The sequence below is a fragment of the Bradyrhizobium sp. UFLA05-153 genome, from assembly GCF_054185185.1.
Genome location: NZ_JBBIAM010000138.1, coordinates 1 through 22,929, shown reverse-complemented (window position 1 = coordinate 22,929; position 22,929 = coordinate 1). Strand labels below are relative to the sequence as shown.

Below are 22,929 nucleotides of genomic sequence, written 5' to 3'. Positions count from 1 at the left end.
GATATCGCCGTCACTGAAGTCCGGGATGATGCCCCGACGCGGAGTCTTTCCGGCGGGATGGTCCTTGAGGATTCCTATGTTGTCAGCCTGATACTTAGCGATTATCCGGATTGCGAGCAGCGGGAACTCGGCACGCCTGCCGTCAAGAACAACATCCATGCGGGCGCAACCTACCTGTACGACATGAAGAAGAATCCGAGATTCGTGATCGACAAGCCATGCCACTCCCTCCATTTCTATCTTCCGCGCTCGGCGCTCGACGGCATCGCTGAGCAGTCCGGCGCACCGCGTGTTGGTGAACTCCCCTCTCAACTTGGCGCCGGCCATGACGACCCGGTCATCCGTCATATCGGTGGAGCGCTCCTGCAAGCGCTGCGTCAGCCGGCTGAGATCAACCGGCTCTTCATCGATTACACGATGCTCGCATTTACCGCGCACGTCGCGCAAACCTATGGGGGGCTGCGAACCATCCGCACGCTGGCCCGCGGCGGTCTCGCCCCATGGCAGGCCAAACAAGCCTGTGAAAAGCTTGACGCCGATCTCGGAGGTACTCTTTCATTACAACAGATCGCAGCCGAGTTTGGCCTGTCGGTCAGCCATTTTTCGCGCGCGTTTCGCGCCTCAACCGGCCTGCCGCCGCACCAATGGCTGCTTCGCCAGCGCGTGAAAGCGGCCCAGAAGCTGATGACCGTGCCTGACTTGCCGCTGGCCGAGATTGCGATATCAGCCGGATTCGCCAATCAGAGCCACATGACAAAGGTCTTTTCGGCCTTGGTCGGCGTGAGCCCGGCGACATGGCGTCGCGAGGTGCTCGGTGTCAGGGACAGCGTGGCACGACCGTCCGGCTAGTGGCAGGGAGGTGGCAGCGACGCGGCGGCCGAGTCAGCTCAGGGGCATCCGCGACTGAGCCGGGCAGTGCTCGCTATCAATCAATGTCCGCTTCGGTCCCGATAACGCCCGCATTTGTGCAGAAGCAGCAAATGACGCGAGGGGCCAGAGGCGGTCATGCGCTAGCCGCCGCGCGGGGGCTCATTCGGGCAACCCCGCTTTACTCAGGCCCTCAATCAACAGCTTCGCCTTTGATTGCCCGCCGGTGTGTGCAATGCAATCGGGGTTGGGGCATTCTTGACCGAGCCAGTCGGTCCTGCCTGCCAATTGATGTCCGCTTTTACCTTGAAGCGAGCTGATTATTGCACGCACGCGAAATGACGCGAAGGGCCAGATCCGGACACGTGCTTATGGGCCCTGTACCATCATGGTCGGCTTCTCCAGCAGGGAAAAGTCCGAGCCCTCGCAGCTAACATATGGGTTGGTAGGGGCAAACATGCCGAGCGGATTGTCCTTGAACAACCAGGCATGCAGATCATAATGCACAAACTCCTTCGGAATGAGCGGTTCGTGTCCCTCCATTGGGCCCATGAAGGGTTGGCCGAAGAGAGAGGGCCGCTGCTTGGCGTCTGCCGTTAAAGGCACAAGCCACTCAACAGCCACCAGCTTCAGTTCCTTGCCTACGGGCTCGTAGATCAGAACATTGGGCTTCATCGGATCAGGAGCGCCTTGTACCGTGAGATTGACAAAGTGTACGCCCATGGCGCCTTTGGGATATTCCATGTGATGAGGTATTTTCTCGCCAGAATAGTGTACACAGCCCACAGTCGACAGGTAGAGGTCACGCACGGCTACTCTATAATCCTGGTATTTTTCCAGCGACTTGCGCAACGCATCGAGCTGAGCTTTGTAGGGCTCCTCCGCTGCGACGGGCCTGAGTGCTGCACCGATAAAGATAAAGCTTAGCGCGGCGACGAAAATAGAACGCGCAAGTTTGCTCATGTTTTCCTCCCAGCGTCTCATCAAAGCGGCGTGCCGGCGGCAGAACAGAATCAATTCCTCTTTCGTCTCAGCCAAGGCTGAAACCGATCGCCGCCGATACATTATCTTTTCTGGTTCGTCCGCGTTCCAAAGATTGAGGTCGCCGACCTGTGGGGCTACTACAATCCGGAAGAATTGGCCGCGCGACACGAGAAATGCTTGTAAATCGGCGCCGAAGCATGACCCCTCCAACGTCAAGTGGATCATCGACTTATCGTACCGATCGGCATCGAGAACCCCACGCCGATTAACAGCTTTGTTATTTCTTCTGCGATTTCACATAGGCGATATAGCCGCGTACGTCGGCCGCAGGTTCCGAATAGGCCTTGCCCAGAGATTTCTCCATCGCTGCCATGTAGGTTGTGGCCCAAGAAGGCAGCGGATAATCGACCACTGCAAGAAACTCGAGGGTCGCTGCGAGTCGGATATCGGCGATCGAGGGCGCGGCGCCGCCGATGAACGGCTTTCCATCCATAAAGAACTTGTGAAACACCTCGAGCGGCTCGGCAACCGCGGCAATCGCGGCCTTCTGTGCCGCCTCCTTCGCGGACGCATCGGCGTCGCTTGCGCCCACTTCACCCGGATACTGCGGGAAGCCGAGTGCCGGATAGGTAGCTCGCGCGACCAGGGGATAGAGCGTGCCGATGAGATAAAACATGGCGCTGTCGACCATGGCGCGCTGCTCGGCGGTCTTCGAATACAATGTGGTGATCTCATGCTTGTTGCAGAGATACTGCATGATGGCGCAGCTCTCCCACATTCCGCCCTTCGGCAATTCCTTCGTCTCCAGCATCGGCGTCATGTGTGCGGGGTTTTTCTGCAGGAATTCCGGCGTACGTGTCTTGCCGTAAACATCCTCTTCCGTGAACTCCAGATCGGCTGCACGGACAAAGACGCGCACTGCCATGTTGTTTACGCTCGGCTTCAGCACGTTCAGGTTCATGGCCTCCTCCATTTGCAATCTCGGCCCTGCCGAAGACGCTCAATATGGGTTCTTTGGTGCCCTGTCGGTGGAGAGCGACGCGTTACGTCGCGCAACCAGCGCCTCGATGGCATCGGCGAGATGAACCTCGACAATGTTGCGATCTCCGCGGGAGACGCGGATCTTATGGGCCTCCATAAGCACATCCACATGCGTATAGCCGTTCGGCGGTTCAAATCGGTAACACGCAAGCTCGATCAGAAGGCCCATCGGGTCGGTGAAATAGATGGAATCCATGAAGCCCCTGTCCTTGGCGCCAGTATGTTTGATCTTGCGTTCGTCCAGGCGCTTGATCGCCTGCGAGAAGGTGGCGCGTGAGACGGCAAAGGCGATGTGATGCACGCAGCCGGGCTCCGTCGGCGTCCGGCGGGGATCGGGCTTACGATGCTCGTCGGTGAAGACCGTAATGAGCCTTCCATCGCCCGGATCAAAATAAAGATGGCTCTCGGACGCGTTGTCGAGATTGGGTTGCTCAAACACGAAGGGCATACCGAGCACGCCCTCCCAGAAATCGATCGACGTTTGGCGGTCGGCGCCCGTCAGCGTGATGTGGTGAACACCCTGGCTCTGAAGCTTTTGCATGGTGGAATGCTCCACAAGCTTGGACTCTACCATACCGGGGCGCCACCTGCACACCAAGCTCTGCAGCCAATTGATTCCAAAGAGCAGGCGATCTCCAGGGCCGGAACTCCTCAAACGGGGCTTGCGCGGCAACCGGATCTTGCGGGAGGTGGCGCTGCGTCGCCGCTCCCGGTGAAAGAGTCCGCTGCTTAGAGAATCATATCCACCTGACGCTCGATACGAAAAGAGTCACAGCCTCGTAGGATGGGTAGAGCTCTTGCGAAACCATCACCCCCTTCGCGCCACACTGCCCCAACTCGCTTTGAGTTCTCCGCCCCGTGTCGGCGCGGCGGGTGTTTGAAGATGGGTTTCGCTTCGCTCTACCCATCCTACGCGCTGCCTACGGCTCTCGAGGCGGGGCGCATCAATCACGCGGGGAGTTTGAACCCGCCATCGACGACTACAGCGCACAGATCGAACTCACACCGATTGATCCGAAGGCCCATGGCGCCCGTAGTAAGGCCCACGCGGACAAGCAGGATGAGGTCGCGACGCTCGCCGATCAGCAGAAGGCCATCGAGCTGACCAGACAGCCGGACGACGGCGGCCTCCGCGCGCCACGGTAGCGCGGATGCAGGCATGGCCCCAAGGTCCGCGTTGGGTCACGAGCGCCGTTTTGAGCCATCGGAGTGAGGTCCGGTCTACCCTCAAGTTCGGAAAGATTTCGGCGCTGCTCAAACCGTCGCGAAGGTCCACTTCCGGACTCATGCATCGCAGCAAATGCGTGCTATTCGATCAGCCTCGTCGGCGCGCAGCGCCCACGATGAGGAAATGGCTAAATCTGGATACCGGTCAGACGCCCACAGGTCTCCGATATTGACGGCGGAAGCCACTCTCCGGGTGCGTATCAATCGCAATTTGCTGCGAGCACCGCCAACGCGATTTCGCCATCAGTAATGTAGTGGTTGACCCGCTCGGAGAGGAGATTTTCGCCGGCTTTGTACACTTTCACCGTCTCGATAGATCGATTTTTCCTCAACTCGCCGATAATATAGTCGCGCTCCGCATTTGTGTCAGAATCCGTGGCGTGGGTGATCTGATACGAAAGGCGAGTGAGGGAAAGGCCCGTGTCCTTGGTGCCGGCTCCTATCCAGAGAACGCTTTCATTGTCGGGCGGGCGTTCGGTGTTTAGCCAGAAATCTGCGGTTCCCCAGGTAGCCCGGGCGCGCTTCTGGCTCAAAGCCCAGAACCGTATGTGATGGCGCTTCCGGGGGCTGTTGTCGATTGCCTTCTGAAGGCCGATGTCCTGGCCACGCCCGAAAAGATAGAGTGTGCTGAATGGGGCGGTGGCATATGGAGCGTTCAGCGCGAAGGCTCGGACCATTCCCCATGAGCTGGCCAGACTGAGCCGATCTGCCTCCGACCAGCCGAGCGCCGCAAAGGCCTCGCGAAGCTGCTGGAGGGTACCGACGAGCACGACATTCACGGGGTCTCCAGGCAATCCGTCACCCGTGATTGTGTAACTCGGTACACGCTTGCTTTGGAGAATCTTCAGCCCTATCCGAATGGCCCTCGGCAGAACAATGTACGCGGCAATGCCGTAGGTGGCACCGACGGCCAGAATCCAGGGTAGTCTGCGGTCCACGGTTTCAAAGACAACAAAGACAATCAACCAAATGCAGAAGATTCCCAATCCGAAGATCAGCAAACGTTGCACAAAACGTTTGAGTAATCTCATGATCTTGCACGGCTTGGTTCGAATTCCGATCGAATCAGCAACTTCTCGACGTCGGCTTGATTAGGTAGAAGATTAAATCCGTATTGTCGTTTGAGCAAATTATTCGCTCCGTTCTACTTCGTTGGTCAGAGCCGCCCTACAGGCGGCATGCAGGTGCATCAGCGAAGGACGATATCAGGGCCACGGACAATGTCTCGTTCGGGTCGTTCGCGACTGAGCCGGGCAGTGCTCGCTACCAATCGATCTCCGCTTCGGTCCCATAGCGCGCGCATTTGTGCAGACGCAGCAAATGACGCGAGGGGCCATTAGGCGACATCCACTTCGGGTAAGCGTCCTATTGGGCACCCAAAGTCGGGAGCGACACTCGCGAAACCGGCGGCGGGCTCCACTTGCCTGTGAGGGCCTCTGATCTTGGAGCGTAGAGACGCATCAGCAAATTGAATGCGCCCTTTGGGGCGGGAAGCCAGTTGGCCTCGTTGCCTGCACCGGGACCTTCATTCTGGAAGTAAAGGTCCAGTGATCCATCCGCGTTATACTTGAAGGGCATCCAACTGCTGACCGCAAACCGATTGATTGGGTTCGCAACCTGGAAGCCTTGGGCGTCATAGAGCGTGACGGACCAGAAGGCGTCCGCTGGCGGCGTCTCACCTTTGTCGAAGTGCAGCGTGTAATTGTTCGCTCCGTCGAGAGGCTTTCCGGTTTCGTCCGCTAGATTGATAGGGTAGACGGCATCCTCTGGAAGGTTAGCGCCTAAGCCAAGTTGAGCAACAATGGCGCGCTTCAAGTAGTAGTTGCCATATACACCCATCGTGTCGGTGTTCAACGACCAACCGTTCGCCACGCGCGCCAGCGTCGGTATCTTCCACCTCATTAATTGCTGCGCTTCACCGGGAGCGCCCTCCAACGCTTTGCGAACGGCGGGTGCCGTCTTGTCCAGATCAAAGCTCTTTCCTACCTCGAAACCGATCCGCTGCAATTGCGCAATGACCGGCTGGTCGGTGATATGCGGTGGATTGACCTTGAGAAGCTCCGCCGCATAGGCAAAGAACTTCGCGGCGGGCATCGTGTCGATCTGAACTTTTGGCGGCGTTTTCATATCGACGCTTGGATCAATCTTTACTTCGACCGGCTTTGCCGTTTTTCCCCATTCAGCCAGCGGCGTGACCTTGTATCCGGCTTGTATCTTGTGAACTGCATCATAATCCGCTGGGCCGTCTGTCCTAGTTCGCCCAATGATCCAAACAAAGGGCGTCGGCGCGCTAATCCGCGTCATGTCCGCTGGGACCGTCCCGCTCCAGCCGGGGGGTGTGATGAGGAAGTTGCCTGCCTGTGTGCCGGTCGTGCGCCAGCCAGGCGAGGCAAATACATCGGTCCACATATCGAGCATTGGCAACAAGTAATATCGGCCATCAGTATTCGGCGCGGAAACGATCATCGGCTCCTTGGTCATGTCAAGCCACGCAATGGAGTAGAGAGTGTCAAAATTCACTCGCACTACTGTTCTGTAATCTGCGGGTGGATATTCGCTCACATTCGTGAAGGCATTCATCGGGCCTTTGCCTACTTCTTTGCCCGGCTCAATGTTGGTGGATTGCCTTCGCGTCAAATCCATCGTGATCAGTGGATAGAAGTACAGATAAGCATCGACGCCGATGGCGTGCGCTTCTTTTTCCGTTACGGGCGGTGTCTCGGCAAGCGCCGAAACTGTCAGCAACGAGAGAACGGTAGCTAGTGCCACAACGGGCAATCTATTTCTGATCATCTTCTTCTCCCTTTCCACGTGTCACAGGGAGAGACAGGTCGTCGCGACGGCAGATTGATCTAGATCAACCTATGTCCGCTCGGGGTCAAAATGCGAAGAACTGAACGAGAGCAAATCTCGTCCGCTGTGCCTCGCTAAGCGGACCTCGACGAGGCATATGCCACTTCGCTCATCTGCGGATTCGGACATTGTCCTAGCTCGCTTGGTGCTAGGATCAACCGTAGAATCCGGAAAATACCTTTTTGCCTTGAGTGCATCAGCGAGGGGAGGTTCCGATGGTGCTTACCCTGACCGAAGCAGCAATCGCCAGGGTTCTGAAATACGAACAACTCATACCCGCAATGGAAGAGGCGCTGTCGGCCTTTTCAGGCGGGCGCGTCATTCAGCCAGTGCGCAACATGCTCACAATCGAGGAAGGGAAGCGCTTCCTGGGCATCATGCCCGCTGCGGCGGAGCATGGGATCGGCGCCAAGTTAGTCTGCTTCTTTCCGAAGAACGCTGGTACGAACGTGCCGACACATCTAGCCGTGATCATGCTGTTTGAGCCGGAAACAGGGAAGCCACTGGCGTTTTTGGATGGGCGGCTCATTACCGAAATGCGAACAGCAGCCGTCTCGGCAGCGGTGACAAAATATCTCGCTCCCGATGGCAGTAAGGTTCTAACGCTGCTCGGAAGTGGAGTGCAGGCGCACGCGCATCTGCAGGCTCTACGGCACATAGGTAATTTTGAAGAAGTGAGAGTGTGGAGCCGGACGATGGATCATGCGCGGCGCTTTGCCGAACTGCATGATGCAACAGCGATGGACCTCGAACCGGCTGTGCGAGGTGCAGATGTCCTGGTGACCGCAACAAACGCTGTAGAACCCTTCTTGAAGGGCGAGTGGCTGAAGCAAGGTGCACACGTGAACGCGGTCGGCTCTCCGAGGCCGACCTGGCGAGAACTCGACGATGCAGCTATGCATAATACGCTGGTTGTGGACTCCCGCGAAGCCGTGCTCAAGGAATCCGGCGACGTAATTTTGTCCAAAGCTGCTATCTCTGCAGAGGCAGGGGAGCTCTTTGCCGGTTCGAAGAAATTGCAGCGGTCAGAGACAACCATCTTCAAGTCGGTGGGACTCGCCGTCGAGGATATCGCTACTGCGCGGCTCGTCTATGATGCGATTGAGGGTAGATCAGCGCGGGAGGATGTGACTGAGAGCCCCTGGTAGAAGCACGGCCCCTTGCAGGAGAACAGTCCGCCGGTTGCCGCCCGGCCGCCTTACGGCCCGACGGCGACCGTGCGTGGCTAGAGCGAACCGGCCTGGTTCCATCCGGGCAGTGATCCCGACGGAGACCGAATGACTGTGCGGCGCACCAGCGGCGAACAGGCTCGTCTCGAACCTTCGTCGGATAGATTTGTGCTTGTCCCGCGAGCGCCGATATCGATAGATTGTATGTGTTAGACGCGTTGATTTTTGACCATTTCTTTCAGCATGTGATCAGGGGCTCCGGTCATGTTCGAAAGTCATTTGAATCACCTGTCGCCGCCAGGCATCCGCAAACTCCTCGCAATCGGCGCTCTGCTGGCATCGACCGGCCCGGTATTCGCTCTCACACAGGAAGCGGCGGTCGAGAACTGCCGGATGACGGTCGGCAAGCCCATCGTGCAGGCCTGCATGCAGGCCCAGGGAGGTCGCAAGGCCGGTGCGGATATTGAAGCCTGTCGCGCCAAGGCCAGGCCGCAGGTTCATGCTTGCGTGCTCGCCGCCCTCAACGCAGCGAATGGCCGCGCCAATGTCGCGGTCGCGGCGCCAAAGGAAGAGGCGCCCAAGCTGGCGCCCGGGACGGCACTGCCCAAAGGCTTTGTGGCGCCGCCTCGGACGATCGCCGACATCACTGCAATCCTCGATAGCGAAAAGCCGGACGAGAAGTTGATCGCCGAGTTGAAGGCGGACGCTGATGCCGCGCCGACAGGGAAGGAATCCCGCGAGGATCTCGCGCAATTCTACTTCGATCGCGCCAATGCCCGCTCCCAGCTCGGGCGTCTCGCCGAATCCACCGCCGACGCCAACAAGGCCGTGGAAGTGGGCCGCGGGGCGGTCAGCCCGAACATGATGGGGCGATTGTTGCAGTTGCAGTCGGTGCAATACGCCCTCGCAGGCGATCCCAAGCGCGCGCTGGAGATCATGCAAAGGCTCTTGCGCGAGACGCTCAATGTGCCGGGCGCGAAAGGATATCAGTTCAACGCAAACCGCACGGTTGCGTCCATTCTCATCCAGATGGGTGATGTTGCGCAGGCCGAAGCCTATTTGCGTCGCAGCCTGACTGGGATCCAGGAAGCGCGTACCAGTGGGCTTCCTGGCTGGCGAGCGTCCTATGCAAAGTTCGGCCAGACCTGGGAGGGTGAAATCGAGATTACCCGCGGGATAATATTCGAGGCACGGGGGCAGTTTGCCGAAGCCGAGGCCGCTTATCGCGCGGCGGAGGTGCGCAAGAGAGCCGGTAACAAGGCAGTGTTGGAATCGGAAAACCCGCCTGCAGAGACGCTCCTGCTGCAGGTTGTCGACAGCATGGTGCTCAATCAGGCGCGCATGAAGGCGAGGCAGGGCAGACTGGCTGAAGCCGAGGTCGACACGCGCCGGGCCCTTCTGGCACGGCTGAAGGACACCGGCAAATACAATCCGGTCACGCCGCGCTTCGTGATGGGCCTCGCCGGCATTCTGGTCGAGGAAGGCCGCTATGAGGAGGCCGAGCAAATCGGCCGCGTCGCGCTCGAGATCAACAAGACTGTCGGCGTGCCCGAGGAGTCGCAAGCCACCGTGCAGTTGCTCTCGCAGCTTGCCGGCATGCTGACGCTGCGGCGGAAGACGCCTGAGGCGAACGAGATGTATGCGAGGATCGACAAGGCGGTCGCCAACTGGGATCCGCAGCGGCGCCAGGTGTTCGAGCTCAATCCGTCGCGGATCCTGTCGCTCTATGCCTCCGGCCAGATCGATGCCGGCATCGCCGCGGCCGAGCAGTTGGTGAAGAAACAGGTCGGCCGGGTCGGCGAGAACCATTTCGACGCTGCCTCGGCGCGGGGAACGCTGGCGATCGGGCTGATGAGGGCGCACCGCGATGCCGAGGCGATCCGCGAGTTCAAGGCCGCGATCCCGATCATGATGGCGAATGCGCGGGAGAACGCCGACGACGAGAACACGACGGTAGTTGCCGCGCGCACCCAGCGGCTGCAAGGGACCGTCGAAAATTATTTCCTCCTGCTCGCACGCGCCGAGGGAACCAGCAACGAGGTCGGCGAGGAGACCTTCAGCCTTGCCGACGCCATCCGCGGCCGGTCTGTCCAGCAGGCGCTGGCAGCTTCCAGTGCGCGCGCGGCGGCGAAGGACCCGGCGCTGGCCGATCTCGTGCGCAAGGAGCAGGACCTGACCAAGCAGGTCAATGCCCAGCTCGGCACGCTCAACAACGTGCTCGCCATTCCCTCGGCCGATCGCGACGAGAAGGGCGTTCAGCAGATCCAGGCCTCGATCGCGGCGTTGCGCGGCGAGCGCGACAAGGCGCGGCAGGAGATCAAGCAGAAGTTTCCGTCTTACGCCGATCTGGTATCGCCCAAGCCGCCGAGCGTAGCGGAAATCCGCGCGACGCTGTCCGACAACGAGGCGATGCTGTCGTTCTATTTCGGCCAGAACGGCAGCTTCGTTTGGGCCGTCCCCAAGTCGGGTCCGGTAGCCTTCGCCGCAGTCAATGCCAGGATCGGCGACATCGAGAGCAAGATCCGCAAGCTGCGCGAGGCGCTCGAGCCGCAGGCGGCGATGATCTCGGACATTCCCCCGTTCGACCTAAAGCTCGCCTACGAGCTCTACGAGCTCCTGCTGAAGCCGGTCGAAGGCGGCTGGAAGCCGGCGAAGAACCTGATCGTCGTCACCAACGGCGCGCTCGGCTTGCTGCCGCTCTCATTGCTGCCGACGGCGCCTGCGGAGGTGTCGCAGGATGATGACCCGCTGTTCGTCAGCTATCGCAACGTGCCATGGCTTGCGCGTACCCATGCGGTAACGACGGTGCCGTCGGCGGCCGCTTTGAGGACGCTGCGGCAATTACCGCCAGGCAAGCCCGGACGCAGCGAGCTGGTGGCGTTCGGCGATCCCTATTTCAACAGAGATCAGCAGGCCGAGGCGGAAGCCACCGATGCCAAGGTCCAGGTTGCGGATGCCGGCGGCAACGTGACACGCGGCATGCCCTTGAAGCGGCGTAACAGTCCGAAGCTGGAAGGCGTCGACAGCGCCGAGCTCGCGCTGCTGCCCCGGCTGCCCGACACCGCGGACGAGTTGAAGTCGATCGCGATTGCCTTGCAGGCTGACCCGTCAAAGGTCTTGTTCCTGGGCAGCAAGGCGACCGAGAGCGCGGTCAAGACCATGAACCTCTCCGGCTTCAAGATCCTCGCCTTCGCGACCCATGGCCTCGTGCCGGGCGAGCTCAACGGCCTGACCCAGCCCGCGCTCGCACTGTCGTCGCCGGCGGTGACGGGAGAGGAGGGGGATGGCCTCCTGACCATGGAGGAGATCCTAGGCCTCAAGCTCGATGCAGATTGGGTCATCCTGTCGGCATGCAACACCGGTGCTGGAGCAGGGGCCGGCGCCGAGGCGGCCTCGGGCCTTGGCCGCGCCTTCTTCTATGCCGGTACGCGTGCGCTGCTGGTCACGAACTGGTCGGTGCATTCGCAATCGGCGCGGCAGCTGGTGACGGACCTGTTCAAGCGGCAGGCGGACGATCCGAAGATCGGACGCAGCGAGGCGCTGCGCCAGGCGATGATGGCTCTCGTCGACGGCCCGGGCTATCTTAACGGCGAGGGCAAGACCGAATTCGCCTACGCGCATCCGCTGTTCTGGGCGCCGTACTCGATCATCGGCGACGGCGGGGTGCGCTAGCGGGACGTGGTGTGTGGGAAGGAAGGGTTGAGCGAGGATGATGCGGAAGACGCTGCTCGGGCTCGTCGCGGCCGGCCTCTTGAGTTCGGGGGCCGCGCGAGCGACGCAATTGATCACGGAAGACGAAGCCAGGCTGCCACCGCCGAAGGCGGCCATTGCGACCGACCGGCGCGGCATTTTGCGCGGTCCGAAGGTGGAAGTGGTCTCGCCCAGCGATGCCGTCAGCTCGCCGCTGCGGTTGCAGCTCAAGTTCGAGTCCTTCGGCGGGCGAAGATCGATCCGGACTCGGTCAAGGTGATCTTCCTGCGCTCGCCCAACGTGGACCTGACCGCGCGGGTCAAGCCGTTCATCCAGGCCGATGGCATCAACATGCAGGATGCCGAATTGCCGCCGGGCGAATATATGGTGCGGGTCGACATCAAGGACAGCGACGGCCGCCCCGGCACTGCCAGTTTCATCCTGAAAGTCGCGCCGAAATGAAGCGATGAAGTGTCCCTATTGCCAGTCGGACAATGCCGAGAGCGCGCTGGTCTGCGCGTCCTGCGCGCGCGACATTGCCATTCCCGCCACGCTGATCGCCGAGCGCGACGATCTTCTGCGCAAGCGGGACCTGCTGCGTGAGGAGTTGCGGCGCGCCCGAGCCGAGATCGAGGCGATCATGACCCGCAGGAAGTCGCGCTGACGATGGAGTGCCCGTTCTGCGCCGAAACCATCAAGGATGAGGCCATCGCGTGCAAGCACTGCTCGCGCGATCTTCGTGTCGTGCGTCCCATGCTCGCCGAGATCGACGAGATCGTCGCTGACCTCGACCGGCTCAGGCGCGATCTCGACCGGGTCGGCGCCCGGCTCGAGCGTTACAACAATCCGCTGCGGTATTTTGCGACCCACGCGGTTCTCTATGTCGCAATTCCCGCGCTGCTGCTGGTGGCCGCGCACGTCCTCGTTACCATCACCTTCAACATCTCGCCGCTGCCGCTGCGGCTGGCGTCGATCGTCATACCCCTGCTGTTCGGCCTCATCGCTTATCCGCTGCACCGGATCTCCCTGATCGGTGCGCTGGTGCTGGGCGTGCTGTGTGCGGCCCTCAGCATCCAGCTGATGCTGACGGTGACCGGCATCCACGACCGCGTCCCGATCCTTCCCGAAGTCTGGGTCGAGTGGCGCGAGGTCTTCGAATATGGCGCGAGCATCCTGCTCGCCTTCCTGTCCGGCAACATCCTCGGTGTCGTGATCTTCCAGGTGCTGCCGCGCGTGCTGACGCAAGGCGGCAAGCCCAACGCCTTCGCCTTTAGGATGGCGCGCCTTCTCGGCCAGCATGTCGGCGAGGAGCAACTGCGCCGCAGGGCGCGCCTGATCCAGGACCTCATGCAGACGGTCGGCCCGCTCGTGGGCGTCGCCGCCACGGCGGTCGGCTCGATCTATGCGGGATTGAAGGGGATCCTCGGGTAGGGGCCGGCTGCACCAATCCGTAAGAGCAAACGAGCGCAGTTCACTCGGGTAGCCCCGCCTTGCGGAGACCTTCGATCGCCAGCCTTGCGTTGGTCTGTCCACCTCGAGCCATCCACGTGGATATCGTGAAGGCGGGATCAAGCTCGAGCAGACGGCCCGCAGCCTCATGCGCTTCTGCGTCACGCCCGAGATGGGCAAAAGCAGACGCCAGACACCAGTAAGTCGCCGAAAGAGAGGGGTTGAACCGGAAAGCCTTCTTGCCCGCGGCGATGGCCTCGTCAAAGCGACGAAGCTCGATAAAGGCCATCCCCATGCCAACCGATAACCGGTCCAGCATCGGGTCGATCGGGCTCAGGCGCGTTGCATGTTCGAAGCTGCGGATCGCTTCCTCCGGAGCCCCCGCGGTGTGATAGACCCAGCCTCTGTCGAGCCATAGCCAGTATGAATTGGGGTTGAGCGCGACCGCCCGGTCGACCATCTCGATACTACGTTCGAAATCGCCGACCATGAACGCCAAGACCAACGCGGACGTTGCCAGCGTCTGCGGATCACCATCATCGATCCTTGACGCGAGGTGCACAAACCGCACTGCTTCATTCCTGTCGGATTGAGGGTCAGTCGAGAAGCCCCATAGTACCTTGACCATGTGACAGAGACCCGCCAGCGCCGCGACAAAACCGAACCCGGGATCGAGCTCGAGGGCGCGATTGGCCAGCCTGATCGCCTCGGCCACACCCTTGCGGGTCGCCAGGGAATACTGAGCCATGGCTCGGAGTTGAAGATCATAGGCGGTGAGGTTTTCCGGCCGCCGCCGAGTTGCCGCTGCAATTTCCGTTCGAAGCAATGTTGGCAGGATCGCGCAGACGACCGCGGTCGTTATCTCATCCTGAAGCACGAAAATATCGCTCAGGTCTCGCTCGAAGCTATCCGCCCAGACATGCGCGCCCGTTGCCGCGTCGATCAATTGTCCTGCTATGCGAACTTTTCCGGACGCCTTGCGCACGGAGCCCTCGAGGACATAGCGCACGCCGAGCCTGCGTCCGACTTCCTTGATGTCGATCGCCTTGCCTTTGAAGGCGAAGCTCGAATTGCGAGCGATCACGAACAGCCAATGGAACCGCGAAAGCGCTGTCGTGATTTCCTCGACCATGCCGTCCGCGAAGTATTCCTGCTCGGGATCGCCGCTCATGTTGTTGAACGGCAGTACGGCAATCGAGATCCGCTCCGGATAAGGTAGCGTCTGTTCCGGCCGATCCCAAGACCCGGCAATCACATGCGCAGGCTCTCGCTCTTCGTGCACGACCCCGACGAAGCGGACGCCCTTGCGCGGTAGCGTCCTGATGAGCCGCTGCTCCTCGCCGCTGTCACCGATCGCGCATCGGACCCCATTGATGCGGGTCGTCAGCGCCGAGTCCGAAACGACCCGCCCCTTCCAGATCGCAGCGATGAGGTCGTCCTTGCTGACCACATGTTCGCGATTGTAGATCAGGTACGCGAGAAGATCGAAGACTTGCGGCGCGACGACGACGAGATCGCCGTTACGGCGGAGCTCACGCTGATCCGTGTTGAGAGTGCAGTCCGCGAATGAATAAAACAAATGCTGCCCCTCCAGGTAAGATGGCACCATGGATCGGGTTAGAAGGTAACGGTAAGAAAAAAGAAAGCCGCTTGTAAAGTGTTCCGGAGGACATGCTGGCATCCTCCGAACACGTCGAACAAGAACAGCATCGCCGCATGCCGATCTCGCGTTGCGGGGGAGGTCATCATGAGGGGCCTGATTGCGCTGATGGGCGGTACATGGTTGCTGCAGACCATCGCATCTGCCCGACGCGCCGGCACCTCGCTTGCCGTGTTGTCGCTCTGCACGGCGTGCATCCTCGGGCCCACGAACGACGCCAAGGCCCAATGCACCGCACGCGATGTGTTGCAGAGACAGTTGACGCTCAAGACGGCTCCCGCTGTCCCGAAGCCGCAGAGCCCGGTGACGTCCGCTTCGGATGTTGCGGTGTGGAAGACGATAACAATCGGGACATTCTCGAATTCGTTCGCTCTTCTCAATGCCATGAGTGCGATCGGTTGCGGCGTCGGCGACTCGGCTGCGGCGGCTCTTGCTCGGCCGGCCTTTACCGTCAGCGGCACGAAAGTGGCGGTGGAGCTTCTGACGGTGTCGGCCGCCGAACTGGGCTTTCAGGGCGAGACGGCGTCGCTACGGAAAATCTACGCGCTCGCGCAGCAACTGGGCTTCGGCCTTGCGCCGGCTGAAATCGCGCCGCAGCTCAGGCTTCAATATTTGGACCAGCCCATCGGTGAGTTTCTCATAATAGGAATGGAGCCGATCCGGACATGGACAGGTGAAGCAGTCATCCTGACCGTGGCAAATGGCGGAGCAGGCCTCATCCTCATCGGCCAGGACGGTCGCGCCGATGCGGAAATACCCCTGACCTCCCGCTTCGTGTTCGTGCGCACCTTGCCTGTGGCGCCGGCAGGTCTTGAAATCAGCCCACGTGCTTCAGCCAGTGACGATGCGAGCCCATCCGCCGCGAAAGGGCAGAGTTGTTGCCGCTTGCCAAGCCTGAACCAACAACAAGTCGATGAAGACAAACGTTCATCGAGATTGCGTTGAGATTCGTTCCTCAAACCTCGCTCGATAAATGCCTCTTGGATCTTTCACATCACAATGGAGGTAGTCCCATGCCGATCGTGCAATTTACCCGTTTCAAGACCGACAAGCCTGAGGAAATGACCAAGATTGTTAGGCAGGCGAAGAAGATCTTCGAAAAACACGGTGCCGAATTTCTTCGGCTGTCCCGTTTCCACACGGGCCACTGGGCAGGAGAGTTGCTGGTGACGACGCGCTATTCCAGTTGGGAAGTCTACGGCAAGGTGCAGGAGGCCGTGGCAAAGGACCCGGAATTCGCGCAGGTGATGGCTGACGGACTGAAGATTTCCGAACTACAGGGCCGTAACATCGCCGTCAGCATCGATATCTAGTCGGGACGTCGCACAGCGAACCAGGTTGAACGCGGAGGCCGCTGGACATGAGCCGGCGGCCTCCGCTCCCGTGCAGCCTTGCTGGTGGTGCCGAAAGGCGCGATGATGTTGAACCCGGCGCAATCGATAGTACCGGGTGAATGTTCAACGACTGTCCTGCTTCGTCCTGCGGTTAAGTAAAGTGCTGGGAGAGGTCGATGGCGCACGTTGGCAAGCACGCGATCGTTGTGGGCGCGGGAATGGGTGGTCTTCTGGCCGCTCGCGCTTTGGCGGATCATTTCGACGAAGTTACGGTACTTGAGCGTGATGCGCTGCCGGATTCGCCTGATCCTCGCAAAGGCGCACCGCAAGGACGGCATACCCACGGATTGCTTGCCCGTGGGCGCGAGGTACTCGAGCAATCGTTTCCCGGCTTTACCGAGGGAATCATTGCGCAGGGAGCAGTACCTGCGGACATGGTCAACGATGGCCTTTGGTTCAACTACGGCGGCTATCTTCACAATACCCCCAGCAAGATGGTCGCGCTCGGGGTGAGCCGACCGACGCTGGAGAGCTTCGTACGACGGCGGCTCGTTCAACTACCCAATATTCGGTTGCGGGAGCGACGTGACGTCGTGGAGCCGTTGTTTGATCGCCAGTCAAGCCGCGTGACTGGCGTTCGCGTCCGATCAAAAGATGGTTCAGATGACAGGGAAACAATAGAAGCCGATCTCGTGGTTGATACCAGTGGTCGCGGGTCATCAAGCCCGACATGGCTTAACACGTTTGGTTTCGAAAAGCCGCCAGAGGAGCAGGTGACTGTCAATCTTGGCTATGTCACTCGCTTCTATCGTCTCAAACCCGAACATATGGAGAATTTTTTGTATGGTAGGAAGTTCGTTCTTATGGGAGCGTGCTTGCCTGATTTTCGCTTTGGTGCCCTTTTGCCACAGGAGGGCGAACGTTGGACCGTGACATTAGGCGGTTACATGGGCGATCAAGTACCAGCGGATGACGCTGGTTTCCTTGAATTTGCACGTAGCTTGCAAAAGCCGGAAATATTCAATGTGATCCAGAATGCAGAACCGCTCACTCCGCTTGCGACATACAAGTTTATTTCGAACGTACGACGGCACTACGAGAAACTGGCTCGCTTCCCAGAAGGCTATCTGGTGTATGGCGACGCCTTGTGCAGCTTCGATCCTGTCTATGGTCAGGGAATGACGGTTGCCTGTTTGGAATCGCTGGCCTTGCGCGAGTGTTTGGCAAAAGGAACACAAGGCCTTGCTCATCGATTCTTCCAGATGGCCAGTCGGTTCATTGAAGCTCCCTGGCAAATTGCCGTGGGCAGTGATTTGCAAAACCCGCGTGTTGAGGGCAAGCGGACGGCGCAGGTGCGCTTTGTCAACTGGTACATAGGGAAGTTTTACCGCGCGGCGCATCGTGACGCGGCGCTGGCGACCAAGTTCTTGGAAGTGGCCAACCTTGCGCAACAGCCGACCGCGTTGCTGAGCCCGGCGAACGCGCTGAAAGTGTGGAATGGAAGTCGCGACATGCAGCACCGCGACGTTGGTCGGGGGCACCAGGCCGCTTAGCCCCGACCGGCTTCAGTCAAATAACAGCAATGATCCCGTCGAGGAGAGGTGCCGATGCGGCGCGCATCAGGGCACAATAGTGGAGGTCGTTGGAGGTTGCCGACGGGGGCAGAAATAACGTCGCGGCATCGACAGGTCCGTCATGCTCCTTCGAGGTCGGCGAGGATGGCGTCGATGAACGGCTCTTTGGCGGCGAGATATTCTTGAATGCCCCCAGTATTCTCTCGCTCCAATCGAAATTTCAGTTCTTGGTATCTCATGCGGTCTGCTGCGTGCCGTCGCAGGTGGTCTCGAAACCTCAGCATTCTGACGATCTGCGGATGACCTTCATGGTATGAAGTTTGTGCGTACGAACTCTACCGACGTCGCGTTTGAAGAAACTGTGGCGGGAGGACAAATCGCCTCCACGGCAGTAACCAAGTTCTTCCAAGGATTGTTTCCATTGCTCCACCGAGCCGGTGAGATTGACGACCGCAAGTATGTCAATTTCATCTTTCGCGGCTAACTCGGGTACGGCTGTGCTCCCGACATGATGAATCTCCAGTAAGACGGGTCCTAAAACAGGTCGCAGGCGTGTCGCTTCGCTCGCATATTGTTGTGGCCACCTCGGATCATAAGTTCGTATCCGATTAGTGAGCGGCATGAATAAACGTTAGCCGGAGGGAGCGATCACGAAAGCCATCGAGAGCACATCTTCATAGTGCCCTTCAATCTGAACGGCTTTCCGATGTAGGCCGTCGGTTTCAAATCTAGCTTTCACGACACCACAGATCGCATGTGTGCTACAAACGGTAGCATTTAACTTGCTCGCGCGGCAAGTTTGGTTCGAGCTCATTTGGTTAGCTTCTGAGGCCTGCTATGGCCAAGAACGACAAAACTCAAAGTGAGCATAACCGGCCAGCCATCCGGCCCTCGGCTACTTTGCATGGGGTTGTTTTCCAGAATTTGGTCAGCGCGTGAAACGGCCGCTCAGCGCCGGCCGCGGGGGGCCTCGGCCTTGGCGGGGGCGTCGGTCTGCGGCGCGCAGGAGGCGGCGGCCAGCGAAGTTTGCGCCTGCGGCATCAGGCCGGGCTCGGCGGCGAGCGCCTTCATGACGATCAGACCGGTCGCGCTCGGGGAATCGATGATGAGGCGGTCGGCCGCGGTGACCTCCTCGTCCTCGGGCAGCGCGTTGTGCTGGGCTTCCGTCATCAAATCGAGCTCGATGACCTTCTTGCCGGCGGAGCGGTCGTTGATCGCGTAATAGGCGATCTCGTTGCGGGTGTAGAACGACACCGAGGTGTAGGCCTGGCTCACCGGCACCTTCAGCTTCAAAGGGCCGCCGGAGAGATCGTAGCGGCAGATCGCGAGGGCAAAGGCCGGGTCCATGAACGGCATCGGCGAGGTGTTGGGATCGGCGAGCGGAAGCTGCGTGACCGCGTTTTCCTTGGTCATCGGCGTCAGCCGCGAATAGGCGTCCTGGGTCGCGATGCGCGGCAGCGCCAGCACGCTGACGAGGTGAACGATGAGGCCGAGCAGCACGCCGGCCAATATCGTGAACGCGAGCCGGATCATGGGCAGCCCACCGTCGCGATCTGTGGCATCGGCGCGTCGCGCTGGGTGCGCGTGGCGACGCCGACGGGCGTGTCGTAGAGGCGGAGCATCAGCGCGTAACGCTCGATGCCGCCGGTCGGCAGCCAGTTGCCGGAGCGGGAGCGCGAGGCAATGCGGATCTCGAACGTGCCATCCGACTGCCGCACGATCTCCTGGCTGGTGAAGCCGTAGCGCTGCAGCGAGTTGGCGACGAGATGACCCTTGCGGTCATAGAGTGTCAGCGTCCAGAACCGCGCCGGCGGGGTCACGCCGGAGACCACGATGTCACAGCGGCCGTCGAGCGCCTTCTTCTTGTCGTCGGTGGTCGCGGTGAACGCCACGCCGTCGCCGGTGCCGATCGGCAGCTCGCCGTTGCGCACGATGGTGGCGCGCGAATAGGGGTCGACGTCGGCCGTGCCGGTGCGCGGCCGCGCGGTCCAGGCGCCGATGGTGAGCGCGCCGATATCGGTGCCGCGCGTCGTCGTCATCCAGGTCGCGCCGACGCCGACGACGGTCGCGAGCAGAAGGGCCGTCAATGTGATGATGATCAGCCGCACGGGGTCAGGTCAGTTCTTGCGCGGGCCGGACGAGGTCGCGTTCTCCTCCGCCGCATAGTTCTGCGGGAAGGCGAGCGCGCTCGACGGCGAGGCGGGCTTGGCCGGCTTCGCGGTGTCGTCGGACGTCGTCTTGGTCGCGGTCTTGGCCGCATCGTCGAGCAGCTTCTCCACCCGCACCAGAATATCTGCGCCGCGCTTGGTCAGGACCGGCGGCGGACCGGGCTTGGTCTCGAGCACTTTTGGCGCCGCACTGGCCTGCGCGTTGGCCTCCTTCGGCTGCGGCGGCAGTTTCTGGCCCATGCCGATGCCGGGAATCTCCCGGACCTCCACGCCCTGATGGGCCGCGACCATGATGTCGTGCCAGGTCTGCGCCGGCAGCGAGCCGCCGGTCATGCGGTTGGTCGGCGAGTAGTCGTCATTGCCGTACCAGACCGCGCAGGTGAAGTTGCCGGTGTAGCCGACGAACCAGGCGTCGCGATAGGCGTTGGTGGTGCCGGTCTTGCCCGCGGTCGGAATGCCGTCGAGCGCGGCGCGGCGCGCGGTGCCTTCGCTGACCACGTGGCTCATCATGCCGGCCATGTCGGCGGCGATGTTCGGCGGAATGGCCTGCCGCGGCTTCGGGCCGTCGCGGTCCCAGCGCCAGACCAGATCACCGGCGCCGGTGCGCACCTCCAGCACTGCGTGTGGCGTCACCGCCTTGCCGCGGTTGGGGAAGGTCGCGTAGGCCACTGCATGCTCGATGACGGTGACTTCGTCCGAGCCGATCGGCAGCGACGGCGTGTCGGGCAGCGGCGCCTTGATGCCGAAGCGGCGGGCGACCTCGACGATCTTGGCGCGGCCGATCTTGGCGGGGTTGGGCGCCTTCGGCTGCTCCTTGGCGCCGATCGCGATCGAGAGCTTCACCGGCACCACGTTGATGGAGCGGGTGATCGCCTGGGTCAGCGTCACCGAGCCGGAATAGGAGTGGCCATAGTTCTGCGGACACCAGTTGCCGATGCAGACCGGGCCGTCGACCACAACCGAATTCGGCGTAAAGCCGTTTAGCAGGGCCGTCGTGTAAACATATGGTTTGAAAGAGGAACCGGGCTGCCGATAGGCGTCGGTCGCGCGGTTGAACTGGCTTGCGCCATAGTCACGGCCGCCGACCATGGCGCGGATGCCGCCATCGAGGTCCGACACCACGGTCGCGGCCTGCGTCGCGTGATAGTCGCGGCCGAACTGGCGAAGCTGGTTCTCGATTGCTTCTTCCGCGGCCTTCTGCACGTTGGCGTCGATCGCGGTGCGGACCACGAAGACGCGCTCGGTGTAGGATTTCGGGAAGGTGTCGACGAGCTTGCGCATCTCGTCGAAGGCGTAGTCGAGATAGTAGTTCGGCGAGGCCTCGTCGCGGCGGTCGACAGCGAAGGCCGGGTTGCGGCGGGCGCCGAATACCTGGCCCTCGGTCATGAAGCCGGCATCGACGAGGTTGTCGAGCACCACGTTGGCGCGGGCGCGGGCCGCGGGCAGGTTGATATGGGGGGCGTATTTGGTCGGCGCCTTGAACAGGCCGGCGAGCATCGCGGCTTCCGCAAGCGTCACGTCGCGCGCCGACTTGTTGAAGTAGAAATGCGCCGCGCCGTCGACGCCAAAGGTGCCGCCGCCCATATAGGCGCGGTCCAGATACAGCTTCAAAATCTCGTTCTTGGTCAGGCGCCATTCCAGCCAGACCGCGAGGAACGCCTCGTTGATCTTGCGCTCGATGGTGCGCTCGTTGCTCAAGAACAGGTTCTTGGCGAGCTGCTGGGTGATCGAGGAGCCGCCCTGGCGGACGCCGCCGGCCTGGGCGTTGGTGACGAGCGCGCGCGCGGTGCCGGCGATGTCGATGCCGAAATGGTCGTAGAAGCGGCGGTCTTCGGTGGCGAGCGTCGCCTTGATCAGCACGTCCGGAAAGTCTTCCAGCGGGATCGAGTCGTTGTGCTTGATGCCGCGGCTGCCGATCGGGTTGCCGTAGCGGTCGAGGAAGGTCACCGCGAGGTCGGACTTCTTCAGCCAGTCCTCATCCGCCGTCTCGCGGAAGGCGGGGATGGCAAGGGTGAGCAGCAGCACGAGCCCGCCGAGGCCGAGGGTGGCGGCCTCCGACAGCGGCTCGATGAACACCCAGCGCTTCCACCGCCCGACATAGAAGCGGTCCATGAAGGTCGAGTAGCGTTCATAGAGCTCGCGGATGCCCTTGGCCGAGGAGAACAGCGAGGAATCGATGCGCGCGTCGAGATCCAGGAAGAAATTCCGGGCCTTGCTCTTCCAATGCGGTGGTATGATCTGGCGCACCTAGAACCCTTGAGGCTCGGTTCGAAAGCGTTCAAGCACCCGGCCGGGGCGGCATCGAGACGTCTTGCGGGACTGTTGCGGCAAACCCAAGGCGCCCAATTGCGTCCTTCGGGGGACTCGCAGGTTGTTCTAGCCGAGCGGGGGCCATAAACCAATGGTCAGCCTCGCGATTTTGAACGACAGGCCTAATTGGCCCCGCATCTTTACGGAACGTCGATGGCGCCGCTTGCAGCGCCATCGGCTCGCGCCCTAGATGGCTTGGCCGATTGTCTTATGAAATCAGTTGAAGACGCTATGACCGCAGCTCCCAAACAACCTTCTGGCCAGGAAGGATTCTTCTGGAAAACCAAGACGTTGGAGCAGATGTCGGAGGCTGAATGGGAAAGCCTATGCGACGGCTGCGGGCGCTGCTGCCTGAACAAGCTCGAGGACGAGGACACTGGGGACATCTATTTCACCCATGTCGGCTGCAAGCTGCTCGATGCCGGCACCTGCGCCTGCAAAGACTACCCGAATCGGTCCGAGAAGGTGCCGGACTGCGTGCGCCTGACGCCGGCCAATGTCCGAACCCTGAACTGGCTGCCGCCGAGCTGTGGCTACAAGCTCGTCGCCGAAGGGCGCGACCTCTATTGGTGGCACCCGCTGATCTCAGGCGATCCCAATACC

General features: G+C 60.9%; 20 protein-coding genes and 2 pseudogenes. 12 read left to right on the top strand and 10 right to left on the bottom strand.

Annotated features, from left to right (window positions below; genetic code table 11):
• Nucleotides 1-849: helix-turn-helix domain-containing protein (locus Q2941_RS43880; RefSeq protein WP_458196429.1), on the top strand; the 849-nt coding region annotated here is incomplete at its 5' end.
• A gap of 387 nt (nt 850-1,236) precedes the next feature.
• On the opposite strand, the gene Q2941_RS43875 is transcribed toward Q2941_RS43880, so the two are convergent.
• The 3 genes from Q2941_RS43875 to Q2941_RS43865 all read right to left on the bottom strand — a co-directional run bounded on the left by Q2941_RS43875 (nt 1,237) and on the right by Q2941_RS43865 (nt 3,433).
• Nucleotides 1,237-1,830, bottom strand: a complete 594-nt coding sequence (locus Q2941_RS43875; protein WP_027528123.1) for a hypothetical protein — start codon at nt 1,828-1,830, stop codon at nt 1,237-1,239.
• Between the two features lie 298 nt (nt 1,831-2,128).
• Nucleotides 2,129-2,824, bottom strand: a complete 696-nt coding sequence (locus Q2941_RS43870) for a glutathione S-transferase family protein (protein ID WP_254113298.1) — start codon at nt 2,822-2,824, stop codon at nt 2,129-2,131.
• A gap of 27 nt (nt 2,825-2,851) precedes the next feature.
• Nucleotides 2,852-3,433, bottom strand: a complete 582-nt coding sequence (locus tag Q2941_RS43865) for a VOC family protein (RefSeq protein WP_458196431.1) — start codon at nt 3,431-3,433, stop codon at nt 2,852-2,854.
• A gap of 317 nt (nt 3,434-3,750) precedes the next feature.
• Here Q2941_RS43865 and Q2941_RS43860 point away from each other — a divergent pair, with 317 nt between their 5' ends.
• Entirely contained in the window at nt 3,751-4,038 is a 288-nt protein-coding gene (locus Q2941_RS43860; protein WP_458196428.1) for a tetratricopeptide repeat protein, read from the top strand.
• A 281-nt stretch (nt 4,039-4,319) separates the two neighbouring features.
• On the opposite strand, the gene Q2941_RS43855 is transcribed toward Q2941_RS43860, so the two are convergent.
• Entirely contained in the window at nt 4,320-5,150 is an 831-nt protein-coding gene (locus Q2941_RS43855) for an LssY C-terminal domain-containing protein (protein WP_254113296.1), read from the bottom strand.
• A 334-nt stretch (nt 5,151-5,484) separates the two neighbouring features.
• Nucleotides 5,485-6,912 (bottom strand): DUF1254 domain-containing protein, encoded by a 1,428-nt coding sequence (locus Q2941_RS43850; RefSeq protein WP_458196427.1) that lies wholly within the window; start codon nt 6,910-6,912, stop codon nt 5,485-5,487.
• A 275-nt stretch (nt 6,913-7,187) separates the two neighbouring features.
• Here Q2941_RS43850 and Q2941_RS43845 point away from each other — a divergent pair, with 275 nt between their 5' ends.
• From Q2941_RS43845 to Q2941_RS43820, 6 genes are all read left to right on the top strand, one after another.
• The gene (locus tag Q2941_RS43845) at nt 7,188-8,120 is read left to right on the top strand and encodes an ornithine cyclodeaminase family protein (protein WP_458196426.1); all 933 of its coding nucleotides are present in this window, start codon (nt 7,188-7,190) and stop codon (nt 8,118-8,120) included.
• A gap of 285 nt (nt 8,121-8,405) precedes the next feature.
• Entirely contained in the window at nt 8,406-11,813 is a 3,408-nt protein-coding gene (locus Q2941_RS43840) for a CHAT domain-containing tetratricopeptide repeat protein (protein ID WP_458196425.1), read from the top strand.
• A gap of 40 nt (nt 11,814-11,853) precedes the next feature.
• A complete protein-coding gene (locus Q2941_RS43835) occupies nt 11,854-12,111 on the top strand; it encodes a hypothetical protein (RefSeq protein WP_458196424.1) in 258 nt (85 codons plus the stop codon).
• Nucleotides 12,108-12,293 (top strand): hypothetical protein, encoded by a 186-nt coding sequence (locus Q2941_RS43830; RefSeq protein WP_458196422.1) that lies wholly within the window; start codon nt 12,108-12,110, stop codon nt 12,291-12,293. The genes Q2941_RS43835 and Q2941_RS43830 overlap by 4 nt, the downstream gene beginning before the upstream one ends.
• Nucleotides 12,294-12,297: 4 nt before the next feature.
• The gene (locus Q2941_RS43825) at nt 12,298-12,495 is read left to right on the top strand and encodes a hypothetical protein (RefSeq protein WP_254113292.1); all 198 of its coding nucleotides are present in this window, start codon (nt 12,298-12,300) and stop codon (nt 12,493-12,495) included.
• A gap of 2 nt (nt 12,496-12,497) precedes the next feature.
• The gene (locus Q2941_RS43820; protein ID WP_027521292.1) at nt 12,498-13,262 is read left to right on the top strand and encodes a hypothetical protein; all 765 of its coding nucleotides are present in this window, start codon (nt 12,498-12,500) and stop codon (nt 13,260-13,262) included.
• Nucleotides 13,263-13,302: 40 nt separating this feature from the next.
• On the opposite strand, the gene Q2941_RS43815 is transcribed toward Q2941_RS43820, so the two are convergent.
• Nucleotides 13,303-15,168, bottom strand: a complete 1,866-nt coding sequence (locus tag Q2941_RS43815) for a winged helix-turn-helix domain-containing tetratricopeptide repeat protein (protein ID WP_458196420.1) — start codon at nt 15,166-15,168, stop codon at nt 13,303-13,305.
• Here Q2941_RS43815 and Q2941_RS43810 point away from each other — a divergent pair.
• From Q2941_RS43810 to Q2941_RS43800, 3 genes and pseudogenes are all read left to right on the top strand, one after another.
• A pseudogene (locus Q2941_RS43810) lies at nt 15,049-15,747 on the top strand (hypothetical protein); the annotation flags it as partial. The gene Q2941_RS43815 and the pseudogene Q2941_RS43810 overlap by 120 nt on opposite strands.
• Before the next feature lie 206 nt (nt 15,748-15,953).
• Nucleotides 15,954-16,253 (top strand): hypothetical protein, encoded by a 300-nt coding sequence (locus Q2941_RS43805; RefSeq protein WP_027521290.1) that lies wholly within the window; start codon nt 15,954-15,956, stop codon nt 16,251-16,253.
• 197 nt (nt 16,254-16,450) lie between these two features.
• The gene (locus Q2941_RS43800) at nt 16,451-17,827 is read left to right on the top strand and encodes an FAD-dependent oxidoreductase (protein WP_051389608.1); all 1,377 of its coding nucleotides are present in this window, start codon (nt 16,451-16,453) and stop codon (nt 17,825-17,827) included.
• Between the two features lie 140 nt (nt 17,828-17,967).
• On the opposite strand, the pseudogene Q2941_RS43795 reads toward Q2941_RS43800, so the two are convergent.
• From Q2941_RS43795 to Q2941_RS43780, 4 genes and pseudogenes are all read right to left on the bottom strand, one after another.
• A pseudogene (locus Q2941_RS43795) lies at nt 17,968-18,470 on the bottom strand (GrpB family protein).
• A gap of 326 nt (nt 18,471-18,796) precedes the next feature.
• Nucleotides 18,797-19,381 carry a DUF1254 domain-containing protein gene (locus Q2941_RS43790; RefSeq protein WP_027521288.1) on the bottom strand — a complete coding sequence of 195 codons (585 nt, stop codon included), beginning with the start codon at nt 19,379-19,381 and terminating at the stop codon, nt 18,797-18,799.
• Nucleotides 19,378-19,956: a DUF1214 domain-containing protein gene (locus tag Q2941_RS43785; protein ID WP_027521287.1), complete on the bottom strand. Its 579-nt coding sequence runs from the start codon at nt 19,954-19,956 to the stop codon at nt 19,378-19,380. The genes Q2941_RS43790 and Q2941_RS43785 overlap by 4 nt, the downstream gene beginning before the upstream one ends.
• A 9-nt stretch (nt 19,957-19,965) precedes the next feature.
• Entirely contained in the window at nt 19,966-22,263 is a 2,298-nt protein-coding gene (locus Q2941_RS43780; RefSeq protein ID WP_458196419.1) for a transglycosylase domain-containing protein, read from the bottom strand.
• Between the two features lie 294 nt (nt 22,264-22,557).
• On the opposite strand from Q2941_RS43780, the gene Q2941_RS43775 reads away from it, so the two are divergent.
• On the top strand, nt 22,558-22,929 hold a 372-nt coding region (locus Q2941_RS43775; RefSeq protein ID WP_458196430.1), incomplete at its 3' end, for a YcgN family cysteine cluster protein.

Excerpts from the sequence above, each read along its gene's own strand:
- Q2941_RS43875 (WP_027528123.1), bottom strand. The coding sequence starts at position 1,830 with ATGAGCAAACTTGCGCGTTCTATTTTCGTCGCCGCGCTAAGCTTTATC.
- Q2941_RS43870 (WP_254113298.1), bottom strand. The coding sequence starts at position 2,824 with ATGGAGGAGGCCATGAACCTGAACGTGCTGAAGCCGAGCGTAAACAAC.
- Q2941_RS43865 (WP_458196431.1), bottom strand. The coding sequence starts at position 3,433 with ATGCAAAAGCTTCAGAGCCAGGGTGTTCACCACATCACGCTGACGGGC.
- Q2941_RS43855 (WP_254113296.1), bottom strand. The coding sequence starts at position 5,150 with ATGAGATTACTCAAACGTTTTGTGCAACGTTTGCTGATCTTCGGATTG.
- Q2941_RS43850 (WP_458196427.1), bottom strand. The coding sequence starts at position 6,912 with ATGATCAGAAATAGATTGCCCGTTGTGGCACTAGCTACCGTTCTCTCG.
- Q2941_RS43845 (WP_458196426.1), top strand. The coding sequence starts at position 7,188 with ATGGTGCTTACCCTGACCGAAGCAGCAATCGCCAGGGTTCTGAAATAC.
- Q2941_RS43840 (WP_458196425.1), top strand. The coding sequence starts at position 8,406 with ATGTTCGAAAGTCATTTGAATCACCTGTCGCCGCCAGGCATCCGCAAA.
- Q2941_RS43835 (WP_458196424.1), top strand. The coding sequence starts at position 11,854 with ATGCGGAAGACGCTGCTCGGGCTCGTCGCGGCCGGCCTCTTGAGTTCG.
- Q2941_RS43825 (WP_254113292.1), top strand. The coding sequence starts at position 12,298 with ATGAAGTGTCCCTATTGCCAGTCGGACAATGCCGAGAGCGCGCTGGTC.
- Q2941_RS43820 (WP_027521292.1), top strand. The coding sequence starts at position 12,498 with ATGGAGTGCCCGTTCTGCGCCGAAACCATCAAGGATGAGGCCATCGCG.
- Q2941_RS43805 (WP_027521290.1), top strand. The coding sequence starts at position 15,954 with ATGCCGATCGTGCAATTTACCCGTTTCAAGACCGACAAGCCTGAGGAA.
- Q2941_RS43800 (WP_051389608.1), top strand. The coding sequence starts at position 16,451 with ATGGCGCACGTTGGCAAGCACGCGATCGTTGTGGGCGCGGGAATGGGT.
- Q2941_RS43790 (WP_027521288.1), bottom strand. The coding sequence starts at position 19,381 with ATGATCCGGCTCGCGTTCACGATATTGGCCGGCGTGCTGCTCGGCCTC.